This window comes from Psychrobacter sp. Pi2-1 (assembly GCF_904846645.1).
Lineage (GTDB): Bacteria > Pseudomonadota > Gammaproteobacteria > Pseudomonadales > Moraxellaceae > Psychrobacter.
This window is the reverse complement of sequence record NZ_CAJHBO010000002.1, coordinates 160,797-176,263: the sequence shown is the minus strand read 5'-3', so window position 1 is coordinate 176,263 and position 15,467 is coordinate 160,797. Positions and strand designations below refer to the sequence as shown.

Annotated in this window: 13 protein-coding genes; 4 read left to right on the top strand and 9 right to left on the bottom strand. The window is 42.4% G+C overall.

Annotated elements, in window-relative coordinates; translation table 11 throughout:
* Positions 1–68: 68 nt before the first annotated feature.
* Entirely contained in the window at positions 69–1,562 is a 1,494-nt protein-coding gene (gene hemN / locus JMX91_RS02780; RefSeq protein ID WP_413786765.1) for an oxygen-independent coproporphyrinogen III oxidase, read from the top strand.
* A gap of 78 nt (positions 1,563–1,640) precedes the next feature.
* Here the strand turns inward: hemN and JMX91_RS02775 are convergent, their stop codons facing one another.
* From JMX91_RS02775 to JMX91_RS02765, 3 genes are all read right to left on the bottom strand, one after another.
* Positions 1,641–2,501 carry an SPFH domain-containing protein gene (locus JMX91_RS02775; RefSeq protein ID WP_057762202.1) on the bottom strand — a complete coding sequence of 287 codons (861 nt, stop codon included), beginning with the start codon at positions 2,499–2,501 and terminating at the stop codon, positions 1,641–1,643.
* Positions 2,502–2,517: 16 nt separating this feature from the next.
* Positions 2,518–2,997 carry an NfeD family protein gene (locus JMX91_RS02770; RefSeq protein WP_057762204.1) on the bottom strand — a complete coding sequence of 160 codons (480 nt, stop codon included), beginning with the start codon at positions 2,995–2,997 and terminating at the stop codon, positions 2,518–2,520.
* A 229-nt stretch (positions 2,998–3,226) separates the two neighbouring features.
* The gene (locus JMX91_RS02765; protein ID WP_201547565.1) at positions 3,227–3,766 is read right to left on the bottom strand and encodes a porin family protein; all 540 of its coding nucleotides are present in this window, start codon (positions 3,764–3,766) and stop codon (positions 3,227–3,229) included.
* 304 nt (positions 3,767–4,070) lie between these two features.
* Between JMX91_RS02765 and JMX91_RS02760 the strand changes: the two genes are divergently transcribed.
* Positions 4,071–5,303 carry an 8-amino-7-oxononanoate synthase gene (locus JMX91_RS02760; RefSeq protein WP_201547564.1) on the top strand — a complete coding sequence of 411 codons (1,233 nt, stop codon included), beginning with the start codon at positions 4,071–4,073 and terminating at the stop codon, positions 5,301–5,303.
* 71 nt (positions 5,304–5,374) lie between these two features.
* Positions 5,375–6,184 carry a methyltransferase domain-containing protein gene (locus JMX91_RS02755; protein WP_201547563.1) on the top strand — a complete coding sequence of 270 codons (810 nt, stop codon included), beginning with the start codon at positions 5,375–5,377 and terminating at the stop codon, positions 6,182–6,184.
* A gap of 117 nt (positions 6,185–6,301) precedes the next feature.
* On the opposite strand, the gene dnaK is transcribed toward JMX91_RS02755, so the two are convergent.
* Positions 6,302–8,242 (bottom strand): molecular chaperone DnaK, encoded by a 1,941-nt coding sequence (dnaK, locus tag JMX91_RS02750; RefSeq protein ID WP_057762214.1) that lies wholly within the window; start codon positions 8,240–8,242, stop codon positions 6,302–6,304.
* 183 nt (positions 8,243–8,425) lie between these two features.
* Positions 8,426–9,025 (bottom strand): nucleotide exchange factor GrpE, encoded by a 600-nt coding sequence (grpE, locus tag JMX91_RS02745; RefSeq protein WP_057762215.1) that lies wholly within the window; start codon positions 9,023–9,025, stop codon positions 8,426–8,428.
* A gap of 433 nt (positions 9,026–9,458) precedes the next feature.
* On the opposite strand from grpE, the gene JMX91_RS02740 reads away from it, so the two are divergent.
* Entirely contained in the window at positions 9,459–10,871 is a 1,413-nt protein-coding gene (locus tag JMX91_RS02740) for an alpha/beta hydrolase (protein WP_201547562.1), read from the top strand.
* A gap of 36 nt (positions 10,872–10,907) precedes the next feature.
* On the opposite strand, the gene JMX91_RS02735 is transcribed toward JMX91_RS02740, so the two are convergent.
* The 4 genes from JMX91_RS02735 to dprA all read right to left on the bottom strand — a co-directional run bounded on the left by JMX91_RS02735 (position 10,908) and on the right by dprA (position 15,418).
* Positions 10,908–12,041, bottom strand: a complete 1,134-nt coding sequence (locus JMX91_RS02735; RefSeq protein WP_201547561.1) for a metallophosphoesterase — start codon at positions 12,039–12,041, stop codon at positions 10,908–10,910.
* Positions 12,042–12,126: 85 nt separating this feature from the next.
* Entirely contained in the window at positions 12,127–13,137 is a 1,011-nt protein-coding gene (locus JMX91_RS02730) for a TIGR01777 family oxidoreductase (RefSeq protein WP_201547560.1), read from the bottom strand.
* 283 nt (positions 13,138–13,420) lie between these two features.
* Positions 13,421–14,050, bottom strand: coding sequence for an L-threonylcarbamoyladenylate synthase (locus tag JMX91_RS02725; RefSeq protein ID WP_201547559.1), 630 nt, complete (start codon positions 14,048–14,050; stop codon positions 13,421–13,423).
* 117 nt (positions 14,051–14,167) lie between these two features.
* Positions 14,168–15,418 carry a DNA-processing protein DprA gene (gene dprA, locus JMX91_RS02720; RefSeq protein ID WP_201547558.1) on the bottom strand — a complete coding sequence of 417 codons (1,251 nt, stop codon included), beginning with the start codon at positions 15,416–15,418 and terminating at the stop codon, positions 14,168–14,170.
* Between the last annotated feature and the right edge of the window lie 49 nt (positions 15,419–15,467).

Here is a 15,467-nt window from a genome sequence, read left to right as displayed (position 1 = left end):
ATTCAGAACAGAACACTCAACAGCCCTACAACCGTGCGGACGAGCCGCCCACGACTGTGCGCCCTGTTATGCAACCTGACAACCCTTATGCCAGTACACGCGGCAGCATTACTAGCAAGCAGCTACCAGCATTTGATGAGGCAATTATCAATAAGTACAATCGCTCAGGGCCACGTTATACCTCTTATCCGACAGCTCTAGAGTTCACGCCAATACCAGATAGCTTTGAAACAAACAGCTTTGAAGCTATTGGCCTTGAGACGAAAATCCTGCAGAATCGTGAAGCGCGCGCTCCTTTATCACTATATTTTCATATTCCGTTCTGTCGCCACCTTTGCTACTACTGTGCTTGTAATAAGATTATTACCAAAAAAAATAGTGACTCTGGTGATTACTTGCAGTATTTAATCACTGAAATTACGCATAAGCGCCGCCTGTTATCTACGCCAGAAGGCAGCGATAAACCATTGGTCAAACAGCTACATTTGGGCGGTGGTACGCCAACGTTTTTGCGTGACGAAGAAATGGTGCAATTATGGGAGTTTTTACAGACTCAGTTTGAGTTTTTGCCAGAAGACGAAGGTGACTACTCTATCGAAATTGACCCTCGTGAGCTGAGTGAAAACACTCTAAAGATACTGCGTAATCTCGGTTTCAACCGTATTAGCTTAGGCGTACAGGACTTGGATGAAACGGTACAAATCGCTGTTAATCGTGTGCATTCCGCAGAGCTTATCGAAAGCGTGCTAACAGAAGCACGTGAGCTTGGTTTTCGCTCTATCAATATTGATTTGATTTATGGTTTGCCGCATCAAACGCCTGATACGTTGGACAAAACCGTAAATCGTATCATCGAGATGTCGCCAGATCGCCTATCGGTCTTTAACTATGCGCATTTGCCTGAGCGATTTAAAGCCCAGCGTCAGATAAAAGACGAAGACTTGCCCAGCCCAGCTGCCAAACTGACGATGCTCGGCAGTACTGTCAATACATTAACCGAAGCTGGCTATCAATATATCGGTATCGATCATTTTGCCAAACCTGATGACGAACTGGCTGTCGCCCAGCGTGAAGGTAAGTTGCATCGTAATTTTCAGGGTTACACCATCATGGGTGATTGTGACTTATTAGGTTTTGGTGTCTCATCAATCAGTCAGATTTCTAATGCTAATACGCGCTATATTTTGCAAAACGATACTGATCTACAGAGCTATCAAGCCAAGATTGATATGGCGAAAATCAATCCAACTGTCATGCCTGCGGTAAAGTATATTAAAACCTCTATCAAAGATCGCTTGCGTGAGTACGTCATCATGAACTTGCTCTGCCACGATTATCTCGATTTTAAAGATGTGAATCAAAAATTTGGTATCGATGCCATCACCTATTTTATTAATGAGATTCAGCAGTTGGGCGCTATGCAAGACGATAGATTGATTGATATGGATGCAGCAGGTATTCGCGTCTTACCCAGAGGTCGCTTACTTGGCCGTAACGTCGCTATGGTATTTGATGAATACTTGGAAAAGAAACACCAAAACCGCTTTTCAAAAGTTATTTAAGTTAGCGAGCCATTCGTCCAATTATTAGACATAAAAAAGACCTCAAGCGAGGTCTTTTTTTAATAGTGCTGTAGCTTTTTATACTTTTAATTTATCACCGACCATACCTTTTACAGTGCTTAAGATATCTGCTGGTAATACCACCATTTTGGAGTTATCAGATTCAGCCAACTCTCGTATCGCTTTGATATACTGTTCACCCAGCAAGTATACGATCGGCATCTCTTCCTCGCCCATCGCACTAGTAATCAAACGAATCGACTCTTCAGAACCTCTGGCTAGTACCACCTGCGCTTCAGCATCACGGCGTGAAGCTTCCAAGCGACCATCCGCTTCTAAGATAGCAGCTTGCTTTTGACCATCAGCACGGGTCACGGTCGCACGGCGCAAACGTTCTGCCGCTGCCTGCTCTTCCATGGATGCTTGCATGGTCTGCGAAGGATTAATATCTTGAATCTCTACTGTCTTAAGGGTAATACCCCAATCCGCAATATCTTCTGAAATTGCATGTTTTAGCTTGGTTTTGATCTCGTCACGACTGGACAATGCACTATCAAGATCCATCTCACCAATGATCGAACGCAATGACGTCTGTACTAGATTACGGATACCGTACTCATAATCTTCAATACCATAGACCGCCTTGTCAGGACGCACGATATTAATATAAGCGACAGCGTTTGCAATGATAACGACGTTGTCACGAGTAATGACTTCTTGTGACGGAATATCGAGTACGATGTCTTTGGTTGTTACCTTATAAGCCACATCATCTACATAAGGGATGATGAGGTTAAGCCCAGGCTCTAGCGTTTGGCTATACTTACCCAGCCGCTGCACTACCCACTTATAACCTTGCGGTACAATACGTACGCCTTTAAACACAGTGAATACCACCAGTGCAATCAATACCACCATGACAATACTAAAGCTTTCCATAACTCATCCCTTATTATTATACCTGCATACTTTTATGCATCGCTGCCTGCGCTTTTGTACTGCTCACAATCAGCTCGTTACCAACGATATCAGTCACTACTACCCTATCGCCGATTGCCACTTGCTCCCCTCTCGTACGGCACATCCATTCAGCCGCACCAACGATAGGAACACTAAATCTAACTGTGCCAGCTTTATCTAGCTGCGGTGACACGATAATCATCCCCACTTCACCAACTATGACACTACCGCCCAGCCCAGCTTTGGTACGATCTACGGACAACGGTTTGATAAACTTGAACCAAGCTAGCAAAAACACAGCAGAGAGCACTAACCAGACGATAATCTGAACAGAGACAGAAATAGGTAGCAGCCATGATAGCGCTGCAACGATGATGGCAGCGGCACCAAACCACAGACTGGCAAACGTCGGTACAAACATCTCAACGATTAGTAACAAGAAGCCTAATACTAACCAATGCCAAGGTTCAATCATCCAAAGTATCTCCATCCTTGCCACCATTCCTGTCTTTATCATTCCAGTTTTTAATGTAGCACATTTTTAAGGATAACAACGCTTTAACAGTAATGATATATTACTAGTTAGGTACTTATAAATTACTAACTTAAAGGCCTCATCATAAATTTTAAGCAAAAAAAACGACCACTTAAAGTGATCGTTTCTTTATTATAGCTGTTTAGCTAAAAGCTTGTTTTCTAAATAATTAGAATTTTAGCTGTGCACCAACAGTCATAAGGTCTGCATCGCTACCTAGCATGTCGTATTCAGCTTCAACACTGAAATCAGAGTTTACTGCGTAACCAAGACCTACACCACCAGCGATGTTAGTGTCGTCGTCTGAGAAGTCAGAAGCGCCAGCAAAGTTAGTGTTGTTAGCTTCTACTTCAGTTTTTGCAACACCTAGCTTACCTTTTGCGTATAAGCCGCTGTTTGGGAATGCATAACGGTAAGTACCATAAGCGCCGTATGTCTTAGCATCGATGTCGCCGCCTCTATAGTCAGCATCATCTGAACCTACATATTCTGCTTCGATACCGAAATTAGGATCAAAGTTATAACCAGCAGTTACACCATATGCAGTTGGGTCATCAGCACCATCAACATCCAGATCGAACTGACCAACTTTAGCAGCAACATATGGCTGACCTGTGTAGCCGTTGCCATAGTTAACAGCAGCTTGTGCCCCTACAGAAAGTAAAGAACCAGTTGCTAGTGCAAGTATTGTTTTTTGTAGAGTTTTCATTATTAGCTCCTTGAAAGAAATTTGGACAAACAAGTTATTTATTTATATTGGCCTTGTGGCCCTATCGCCTTGTCTGCTAACGATGAATACATAGTAACAAACTATTTCAGACACTCTGTCAGTGTTTAATGGTATGAGAGTTAAGAATTGAAAGCGTTTATCATTGTGTGGGTTACAAAGGCTTAGATATGAAACCTTTTGTTACATCCACCTAGTTTATGCAATAATCCGTACTCATTTCACAGTTTTCTTGCTAGCTAAATCGGTTAAACATGGCTGATATAACAATAATTAGAGAGAAAAAATGCAAAATTCAATCACTGAGCGTTTGCAAAGCGCACTTGCAGACTTAAAAGCAAAGCAGCAGTATCGTCAATTACCAAACCTAAAGCATGACGGGCGACATGTGATTAGCTATGGTAAGGCTTTACTTAATATTGCGAGTAATGATTATCTGGGTTTAGGCGGCGATACTGAGCTACAAGCTGAGTTTCTTTCTAAAGTTGGACAGTTATCTACTACACACACTCCTAAAATGAGTGCCACTTCCTCACGCCTATTAACAGGCAACGATATACAGTTAGAAGCTCTAGAAGAAGAACTGCAAAACTGGTATCACAGCGCCATAGAAAAACAGAGTTTAACCGATTCAAAATCGGTGCTGGCATTGAACAGTGGCTACCATGCCAATCTTGGTATCTTGCCAGCATTGACAACTTTACCAGTCAAGACACTCATTTTGGCTGATAAGCTAGTACATGCCAGCATTATCGATGGGATGCGCTTGAGCCAAAGCAAACTTGTCACCTATTGTCGTTACCGTCATAACGATTACGAGCATTTGGCCAAGTTTATTGAACAAGCAGATGAGACGGTTGAACGCATCATTATTGTCACCGAGAGTATATTTAGTATGGATGGTGACCGTGCTGACTTGGCTCAACTAGTACATTTAAAATCCAGAGATGCTCGTATTGAGCTGTATGTCGATGAAGCACATGCTGTTGGAGTGCTTGGCGATACAGGTTTAGGGTTGGCGGAAGAAACGCATACCTTGGCGGATATTGACTACTTGGTGGGTACCTTTGGTAAAGCATTTGCTTCAATTGGTGCTTATATCATGTGTGATGAGGTCGTCAAACAATGGCTGATCAATGCCATGCGTCCGCTGATTTTTAGTACCGCACTCCCTCCGATAAACCATGCATGGACACGATTTATCTTAGCAAAAATGCCGACCTTAGCTGACCAACGTGCGCATCTAGCACAGTTATCTACCACGCTTAGCCAAGCCATTGACCCACGGCACCGTGTATCGCTAGCCTTGGAAGATATACACTATGAATCTCCTATCGTTCCTTATATATTAGGCGATAACGCAAGTACCCTTGCCAAAGCACAACAGTTGCAAGACGCTGGATTTTACGCGCTGCCTATCAGGCCACCTACTGTGCCTGCAAACACTGCTCGCATTCGTTTAGTTATGAATGCCAAACTGACTAACGAAGACTGCGAGCGACTGATACAGCAATTGTAATTTTATCGTTTGACACAAACTTTATTTCTACTATTGATAGATAACTGGCGCACTTGGACATAATAAAGCCTATGACAACACTCAACACAGCTAATGACCTCAGTGTTAGAAAACAAACCATAGCTCGCCACTTTGCCAATGCAAGTGACTATGACCAGCATGCTAGTATCCAGCAGACCGTTTGTCATTATTTATTAGACAGTATTGCTCATACCAAGCAAAGCAGTGTGCTAGAAGTGGGTGCAGGCACAGGTCAAATGACGCGCCTACTCGCTGAGCATATTCAAAGCCAGCACTGGCTTATCAATGAGTTATGTAGTGAGCAGACGGCTACATTGCAATCAATACTGCCAACTGCTGACGTAATGATTGGTGATGCTGAAACGATAGATTTAGCAGAAAATCATAGTTTGATAGTCAGCGCCAATGCCGTGCAATGGTTTGATAATCCGTTGAGTTTCGTCATGCAATCCGCGCAGCGTCTACAACCTGGAGGACAACTGGTCTTTAGTACTTTTACGCCCAATAATTTTTTGCAAATTAAAACTCTTACTGGCCAAGGACTTCACTACCCAGATATTGACGAATGGCAATTGGCATTAGACAGTGATGGCTTTGAGAATATCAAACTCTCAACTCAGCGCTTTGATTTACCATTTCCAACCCCCTACGCTATCCTAAAGCATATGAAACTCACTGGTGTATCGACCAATCAAACGCAAGCTAAATCAGAAGATACTCAAACCTTTATATGGACAAAATCCCGTCTACAGCAATTTGAGTCAGACTATTGGCAGCAATTCTCAAAAAAGAATGACATAGGACAGCTCGTGGTTAATTTAACCTATGAAGTGCTCATAGTGAGCGCGTTTAAACTATAAGAACACGTCTTATTCATAAAAAAATAGCTAGCAGAAATAGTAAACGATAGAAAAAACAGCCATAAAAAAACGCACCCCGAAGGATGCGTTTTTTAATTTAACTAGTTAATAGCCGTATTATTTTTTGTCTTCGTCTACTTCAGTGAACTCAGCATCAACGACGTCGTCATCAGCTTTGTTGCTACCAGCATCGTCTGCACCTTGTTGGAACTGGCTAGGATCCATACCTTCTGCACCAGCGCCGCTATCAGCATAGATTTTTTGGCTGATTGGCAAGAATGCATTGTCTAATGCTTCAAGCTTAGCTTTGATTTCGTCATGATCGTCTTCTTTCGCCGCCGCTTCAAGCTCAGTGATGGCAGATTCTACTGTTGATTTTTCTTCATCAGTCACTTTATCTTCTGCTTCTTTCAGCGCTTTTTGTACCGCATGGATACGACCATCTGCTTCGTTACGAACTTGCGCTAGGTTAGCGAACTTCTCATCTTCAGCAGCATTAGCTTCTGCATCACGAACCATTTGTTCGACTTCTTCGTCCGACAAGCCAGAATCCGCTTTGATCTGGATGCTTTGTGCTTTACCAGTACCTTTATCGGTTGCTGAGATATTCATGATACCATCAGCATTGATGTCAAAAGACACTTCGATTTGTGGTAAGCCACGTGGTGCTGGTGGAATATCCGTCAAGTCAAAACGACCAAGCATTTTGTTTTGGTTAGCAATTTTACGCTCACCTTGATATACCTGAATCGTTACAGCTGGCTGATTGTCTTCAGCCGTTGAGAATACCTGTGATTTCTTAGTAGGAATCATGGTGTTTTTCTCGATAACTGGCGTCATGACACCGCCCATCGTTTCGATACCTAGAGTCAATGGCGTTACATCAAGTAGCAATACGTCAGTTTTGTCACCAGACAATACGGCACCTTGAATCGCTGCACCAGCTGCAACTGCTTCATCAGGGTTCACGTCTTTACGTGGCTCTTGACCGAAGAAGTCTTGTACTTTTTGCTGTACTAGTGGCATACGAGTCTGACCACCGACCAAGATTACATCGTTGATGTCGCCAATTTTTAGGCCAGCATCTTCAAGTGCAGTCTTACAAGGACCCATTGTACGTTGTACTAACTCTTCAGTTAGGCTCTCTAGTTTAGAGCGACTGATAGTTACAACCAAATGCTTAGGACCACTGCTATCAGCAGTGATATATGGCAAGTTTACTTCAGTGCTTTGTGCACTTGATAGCTCAATCTTCGCTTTTTCTGCCGCTTCTTTTAGACGCTGCATCGCAAGAGAGTCACCTTTTAGGTTAACGTCTTGTTCTTTTTTGAATTCAGCAACTAAGAAATCAATCAATGCTGAGTCAAAGTCTTCACCACCTAGGAAAGTATCGCCGTTAGTCGCTAGTACTTCAAACTGCTGCTCGCCGTCTACGTCTGCGATTTCGATGATTGAGATATCGAAAGTACCACCACCTAAGTCATATACAGCAACAGTGCTATCGCCTTGCTTCTTGTCCATACCATAAGCAAGTGCAGCAGCAGTTGGCTCATTGATGATACGTTTTACATCAAGACCAGCGATTTTACCCGCATCTTTAGTTGCTTGACGCTGTGAGTCATTGAAGTAAGCAGGTACAGTTACAACTGCTTCAGTCACGCTCTCACCAAGATAATCTTCTGCTGTTTTTTTCATTTTTTTCAAGATTTCAGCAGAAACCTGTGGTGGCGCAAGTTTTTTACCGTTGATTTCTACCCATGCATCGCCGTTGTCTGCTTTAGCGATTTTGTAAGGAACCATGCCGATATCTTTTTGCACGACTTTGTCATCAAAACGACGACCGATCAAACGCTTGATCGCAAACAAAGTGTTGCTTGGATTAGTTACTGCTTGACGCTTAGCTGACTGACCAACAAGCGTTTCGTCATCTTTATAAGCGACGATCGATGGTGTTGTACGAGTACCTTCAGCATTTTCGATGACTTTAACTTTGTCACCTTCCATCACTGCTACACACGAGTTAGTAGTACCTAAATCAATACCAATTACTTTACCCATAATCAATTGCTCCTAATTTGTTTTTAACTATAAATACTTATTTATCCAGACCGTAGTCGGTCACTTGTTGCTATATATCGGTTTACCCGTCGTATTTTTCAAGGCGATAATCACGCAAAAACTGTGTTTCATGTCATTTTTTGTGAAAAACCTTCATATTAGTAGGGTTTAGCCCTAAAAATATTACTGACCAACACGAACCATGGCCGGACGTAATAGACGACCGTTTAGGCTATAGCCTTTTTGTAAGACCGTACCAACTGTGTCTGCCGCTGCTTCTGGGTCAATACCCACTGCTTCATGGAAGTCAGCGTTAAATTTTTCGCCTTGTGGATCGACTACTTCTACGCCGTTTTTGGTCAATACTGCTACTAATGCTTTGTGCGTTAATTGCACACCCTCAGCGACTGGATCATTGGCATCGGCATTTTCGATAGCGCGCTCTAAGTTGTCAACGATGTCTAACAATTCTTTAGCAAATTTCTGTAGTGCGAATTTTTTGCTCTTATCCGCTTCTTGCTCCATGCGTTTTTGCGCATTGTAAGCCTCAGCATTAGCACGTGCAGTACCTTCTTTGGCTTGCTTTACTTCGCCTTCTAGCTCAGCAATACGCGCTTTGAAAGTATCAAGGTTGATTTCGTTTTCGATAGTCGTTTCTTCACCTGAATTATTCTGTGGATCAAACTCTTTCATGGTTTCTTCTAAGATACTGTCATTGTGATCAATATTCTCATGTGCCACATTTTGGTCAAGATTTTCGTGGTTCGGGTTTTGCTCGCTCATGATAGCTCCTTGGAATTTCAATAATGAAGATTAAGAGACGGCACAGTAGACCAGACAATTATTGATCCTACTATGCCATTATTAAATGCTCGATGTTTCTAACTCATTGTTTTTTTAATACGCTTCAATAGCTGCTTGATAAAGGTGATGAGGACAAATTTCAAGCCTAAAGCAAAGGAATTTTTACCATTTATGACAAATATTTGTGAAGTCTGATTAAAGAGATGCATCTAACTTTTTTGTTCTATGTCAATAAATCTCAATATTTACTCACAAAAAGAACAAAAAACCGCTATTTATTCCAATTGCTTTACGCTTATTAATCAAGCTATTACCAAACGATACCCTATTATCCTGCTAGCTATTTTATCATTGCTATAAATATTATTGCCTACACTCAAATGCACGCTAAAAATCATTTATGAGAGCTGTTATGTCTAATACAAAAAATTTATCTATCAATACTTTGCTTAATAAAGCATTGATGACATTGCACTTAGCGTCAAAAGAAAATCCAGCGTCAAAAGAGCCACTAAATCAAGATGTACAAACGTATGACTCATTAGAAAAACGTCTAAGCGTTAAAGAAAAAATACTCGCTTATAACCCTGTGGCAAACTATCAGCCGCATACATTGCACTATGCAATGAAAAGTCTCGGTTACTTACCAGACCCTATTTTAGAAGGGGTAATTGGTTACCTGAAAGGCCCTAATTCAAAACAATATCTGCATGCAAACGCTCACCTGCGTCTCATCCTTGCAGTAAATAGCTACCTCAAAACACCGTTAGAACTAACTCCAATGCCGGAGTTGCGTGAGAGATTTACTGCTGATGCGGTAGCCATGCAGTCACCTAGAGTATGGCAGCAAGCCAATACGACTATACTAAGCAATATAAAGCCCTTCACTAAAAAAAATGATTTACCCGTTAGCTGGAAAGATGAAACGATTGCCAATGCGGATGATGGCGACATGACTGTCCGTTGTTATAAAGCCGGCGGCAAAAAATCTGGTTTTAGAAGAAAACGTATCCACAATCCCGATGAAACAGTCATGCTGTTTTTTCATGGTGGCGGGTTCTGCATTGGTGATGTCGATACACATCATGAGTTCTGTCATGCGGTATGTGAGCAGACTGGCTGGTCTGTGGTTAGTGTAGATTATCGCTTAGCGCCTGAATGCCCTGCTCCCGCAGCCTTAAAAGACTGTATCACTGCGTATGATTGGTTAGTTGAGCACTGTCACGTATTAGGCGCGTTACCCTCTCGTATCGTCTTGGCTGGTGATAGCGCAGGTGGTGGTCTATCAACTTTGATTGCACAGCAGCTGACGGCACCGAGTAAAAGTGCATGGGCAGACTTAGGGATAGATGGACAGAAAATTTTTAATCTATTAGAAAAACTACCCGAACCTCTAGCGCAGATGCCTTTGTACCCAGTCACTGATATTGAAACAGATTATCCTAGTTGGGAGCTATATGGTGAGGGTCTACTATTAGATCATGCTGATGTAGCAGTATTTGATGCTGCTTGTTTGGAGAACAGTCCGCTGCCTCGCTTACACATACTGAACTCACCTATGTTGGGTGATAATAGTAAAGTTTGCCCAACTTACATTGTAGCTTCTGAGCTCGATGTATTACGTGATGAGGCATTTGCTTATGCAAAGCAGCTGAGAGGTTACGGCGTTGCTGTAGAGACCTATACTGTGCTTGGTGCACCGCATGGCTTTATTCACTTTATGAGTGTTCATCAAGGTCTTGGACAAGAGACAAACAATATCATTCATGGGTTTAGCAGCTTTGTACGTGAGATCATCAGTACACAATCGCGGTTAGCTGCATAGACCGTTTGCTAGCTAATTATTGATTTGTATAACTAATTAATTTGTATTGCCAGATAGCGTAATCAACCAAATCTCTGAGCGCGATCCCAATCGAAATGGAATGCCCCAAAAACCATAGCCAGAGGATACGATAAAGTGTCCTTTACCAATCTGCTCATAGCCATAACCCAAACGATTAATAGCATTTACGATGAAATTAGCGGGAAATACTTGACCGTTGTGGGTATGTCCCGAGACTTGTAAATCAATAGGTAATTGACTGTGATTATCTATATCACTCGGTCTATGGTCTAACAATATCACTGGCTGCGACGTATTTACTTGCGCAAGCAGATCGGTAGTCGCTACACGTTGACGTTTATGATTATCAAAACGTCCAACTAACCATACTGGTTGACCCTCGTGCTCGATACAGAGCACCTCATCGTTCAACAGTTGTATACCTGCATTTTGCAGCGCTTCGCTAATAGGTCGTTCATGACCATACAAATCATGATTACCCAATGTCGCATAGACACCACCTGGCAGACTATTGCACAATTCTGCTAGGTTTTGCTCCATATGATATTCATTAAAGGCCTCTGTATTATCATCCATAATATCCCCTGGCATCAGCAGCATATCTGCACCAGAGCGAATCATAAGTTGCTGCAATCTATCTATGGCTCTCACACCAAATAATCTACCTATATGCAAGTCACTAGCGACTGCAATGCGCAGTGGCTTGGTTAAAGGTTTATCTATCTTAATAGACAGCTTACGTATAACAGGAGCATAGGCACTATATAACGAATAAATAAATAGTCCTATAAATAGGAATAGTGCTAGTACTCTTAGCCCTATAGTCATCTCATTCGATTGGTGCAACGTAGTGCCTGATAAAGCAATGACCAGCAGATACCCTCCGTAGAGTAGGCTCACTGCCAATGCCGTCAATATCATAAAATGCATGATTAGCATCCACCCACTAATCCAACGATAACTGTTGGCAAATGCTCTTTTTGCGCTCAATACTAATAGGCCATTAGTAATAATGAATACACTGGCCCATATCATTGTCTGTAATGTTGGCGTTATCCAAGGCTGGAGCCACCACTGTATGCTCAATACTGTACCTAAGCTAAACAACTGTAATAGCAAAAAGATGGTGAAGAAGAATGCGTAACGCATGGACTGCCCTTAGACATAACACGGTTCAATAATTGATTATCAGAAGATGGTTTGTAATGTTTCACATGAAACAACTGCTATATAACTATTTCTGATTTTCTAACGCCTGCTGCAATGTGGAGTGTTTGAATGAATAACCTGCATCCAATAGCGCTTGTGGCAGCACCTTTTGACCATCAATAAGTAACGTGGACATTTCACCAAACATCAGCTTAAGCAAAAACTCTGGTAAAGTGAAAAATGTTGGGCGATGTAGCCACGAACCAAGTGCTTTGGTAAAAGTATGATTGGTCACAGGATTTGGAGCGGTAAGGTTATATACGACTGTATGTGTATTATTTGCGGTACTGTTTGCAGTCTTGATAGTGCTGTCACTAATAGGTGTATTATCTTGGGCTAAGCTATTGGGGTAATTGACATCTGATTCGTTAGTAAATTTAAGCTGCTGCTCGATAATAAAGATGACCGCATTGACCCAATCTTCACGGCTGATCCAGCTCATGACTTGCTGTCCATTACCCAACTGACCACCGACACCAAATTTAAATGGTAGTAATAATTTAGCCACCATTCCGCCCTCAGGGTGAATGACCACACCTGTCCTGACAATAGCTACAGGAACATCATGATCGGTCGCTTTAAGCGCTAGTTGTTCCCATTCATCACATAATTTATGAGCAAAATCCGTCTCATAATCGCTATTTTCAGTCAGTGGCTTATCGCCTTGTGTACCATACCAACCGATTGCTGATCCGCTCACCAGTAACTTTGGTTTCGTACTAACACGTGCGATAAAATCCAATATCGACTGAGTAGGTTTGATACGGCTCGCCATCAACTCTTCTTTTCGCTCATCGCTCCAACGAGAGTCAGCAATCCCAGCACCTGCCAAATTCAATATGACATCAAAGCTCATATCAGACATCGCAAGCTCGTCATAAGTCATCATATTGATATCGTCGGGATGTGGTTGACCGCTATTACGAGTTAGCCAAGTAATCGTCACGTCTTTATTTTGCGCGCGAGACCGTGCCATTAAATCTCGGCTAAACGCACTTCCCAAAAACCCTGAACCACCACTGATCAAAACGTTCATACTCTACTCCCTATATGCCTCAAATATCGCCACTATGACTTATCGTTGAATTACTTATCGTTCAATGAAAACCAGACCGTTACAACCATCGTCTGCTTTTTTGTAGTTTTTATCAAAACGACTTTTACATGCTTTTGGTAAAGGAAGGTAGAAAGGTAGAAAAATAGGCAAGCTAGCAAATGGTCAATCTATAAACGCTCACGTAAATAAGGCACAGCGACACTTATCACTTTGCATTGCAAGCAATCGCTTCTGAGAAATTTAAGAGTTTTAATAGACAATGCTATCGAACGACGAAACCTGTCGTTGCGTCACGAATTTGGCTAGGCAAGGTATAACCCAACGTATCGCCCTGCAAGTAACCAATTTGCTCATCGAAATAAGCATAGGCAGCATCAAAAGTGCTAGCAGGCGTTTGACCTGATGGGTTACAGCTTGTAGAAACCAATAGACCAAATGGGTTCTGCTCACTGACCATCTGTTGGCAAAGCTGACGAACTGTAGGATGCGATATAACTCGAACAGCAATAGTCTGATGCAGACCTGTAATCCAAGTAGGTACAGTGCTTGCAAGCGGCTGAGGAATCGGTAATAACCAAGTATGTGCTTGGCGATTTTGCTGTTTATCTCCGCTATCGTCTGTCTGCCAACTATCAATAACCTGCTGGCGCTGAACATCATCTAAAGAGGCTAGCAAAGGTGCTAAGCGAGAGACACTATCAGTAACGACTATCATGCCTTTGGCTTGTGGACGTTGTTTGATATCCAAAATACGCTGAACAGCTGCTTGGTCATAAGGATCGCAACCAATACCCCAAACGCTTTCTGTAGGATACGCGAGCAGTTGCCCTTCTTTTAGCCACTTAGCAGCTTGAATGGCAGAATTAGTAATAAGAGGTGTAGGTTGGCTCATGACTTAAATGGTTCGTAAAAGTAAATTCTAATAATACCACAAGAGGGATATTGTCTAGGAGAGACTATAAATAAGCACTATCTATACCAGTGTCTAATAAAGAATATTTACGATACTTTAAACGCGTAAATATCGTCCACCTTGTTCGCTGATAAGACCCATTAACTCAAGCTCCATTAGCTGTCCGATCAACTGCGGCGGTGCAAGCTTGGTTGCACTAATAAGCGCATCTAAATCTTGCCCATGCCAGTCAAGCTGCTCATAAATTGCAGTTAAATGCTCAGGCACTACGACTGTGCTGCACGCAGGCTTTATCTCAGAGGATGATTGCTGGCTAGTAGATTTGATTGAGTTTTTCTCTATCTCAAACGCATCGGAAGTCTGAGTAATATTAGAGTGATTACTATTGAAAGTAGTAGCGTTCGCCGTTCTATAAGCGCCTTTATCATAATCAAGCTGACCATTGACGTCTTCTAGTACTTGCTGAGGATGATAAATCAAGGTCGCACCTTCACGAATTAGATGATGGCAACCCTCTGCATTACTATTATCAATATGACTGGGAATAGCAAAGACCTGTTTACCTTGTTCAGACGTTAGACGTGCTGTTATAAGTGAGCCACTTTTGATGGTCGCTTCCGTTACAATGGTCGCGAGACTCAGTCCAGCTACCAAACGATTGCGACGCGGAAAAGTATGTTTATGCGGCTGCGTATGCGGTAGTAGCTCACTGATAATGCAGCCACCTTGCTCAATAATTTGAGTAAATAACTGATCTCGATGATTGGGATAGTTCACATCGATCCCTGTACCCATTACGCCAACCGTCCGTCCCTGATAGTCAGGGTCTGCCTGTGCTAGCGCGCCTAAATGTGCGCGTTTATCTACACCCATAGCTAGACCGCTAGTAACGATATAACCTGCTTGCGCTAAGTACTGCGCCATATCAAACGTGATTTTTTGCGCATGCGCAGTAGGTTTGCGGCTACCTACTATAGCGATTTGTGCTTGATGCAGGCGCACGCTATTCCCACGATAGAATAATAATGGCGGTGGGTCGTAGATTTGTGAAAGTTGGGCAGGATAATCGGCGTCACCAGCAAATAACAAACCATAGCGCCCATCTATCAATGCTTGCTGAATCTTATCGATATTGGCGAGTGTTTGCTCTGGCTGTTCATGACGTTTGAGATGGGTGTGGTGAATACCTAGCTGCTTCCATGCCTCTACTTTGGCTTGCCAAGCAAGCTGCGGATAACCAAAAGAAGTGATCAATTTGTGATAAGCAGATAACGACGCATTCACCTCGTACCACAGCGCTAAGATAGCGCGCTGATCGTCGGATAAAGAAGAGGTGACTGCCGTCATTATTATCTGTCTCGTATAGGCAAGCTTAGATTAGTATTTGGTTTAATAT

Excerpts from the sequence above, each read along its gene's own strand:
- hemN (WP_413786765.1), top strand. The coding sequence starts at position 69 with ATGCAACCTGACAACCCTTATGCCAGTACACGCGGCAGCATTACTAGC.
- JMX91_RS02775 (WP_057762202.1), bottom strand. The coding sequence starts at position 2,501 with ATGGAAAGCTTTAGTATTGTCATGGTGGTATTGATTGCACTGGTGGTA.
- JMX91_RS02770 (WP_057762204.1), bottom strand. The coding sequence starts at position 2,997 with ATGATTGAACCTTGGCATTGGTTAGTATTAGGCTTCTTGTTACTAATC.
- JMX91_RS02765 (WP_201547565.1), bottom strand. The coding sequence starts at position 3,766 with ATGAAAACTCTACAAAAAACAATACTTGCACTAGCAACTGGTTCTTTA.
- JMX91_RS02760 (WP_201547564.1), top strand. The coding sequence starts at position 4,071 with ATGCAAAATTCAATCACTGAGCGTTTGCAAAGCGCACTTGCAGACTTA.
- JMX91_RS02755 (WP_201547563.1), top strand. The coding sequence starts at position 5,375 with ATGACAACACTCAACACAGCTAATGACCTCAGTGTTAGAAAACAAACC.
- dnaK (WP_057762214.1), bottom strand. The coding sequence starts at position 8,242 with ATGGGTAAAGTAATTGGTATTGATTTAGGTACTACTAACTCGTGTGTA.
- grpE (WP_057762215.1), bottom strand. The coding sequence starts at position 9,025 with ATGAGCGAGCAAAACCCGAACCACGAAAATCTTGACCAAAATGTGGCA.
- JMX91_RS02740 (WP_201547562.1), top strand. The coding sequence starts at position 9,459 with ATGTCTAATACAAAAAATTTATCTATCAATACTTTGCTTAATAAAGCA.
- JMX91_RS02735 (WP_201547561.1), bottom strand. The coding sequence starts at position 12,041 with ATGCGTTACGCATTCTTCTTCACCATCTTTTTGCTATTACAGTTGTTT.
- JMX91_RS02730 (WP_201547560.1), bottom strand. The coding sequence starts at position 13,137 with ATGAACGTTTTGATCAGTGGTGGTTCAGGGTTTTTGGGAAGTGCGTTT.
- JMX91_RS02725 (WP_201547559.1), bottom strand. The coding sequence starts at position 14,050 with ATGAGCCAACCTACACCTCTTATTACTAATTCTGCCATTCAAGCTGCT.
- dprA (WP_201547558.1), bottom strand. The coding sequence starts at position 15,418 with ATGACGGCAGTCACCTCTTCTTTATCCGACGATCAGCGCGCTATCTTA.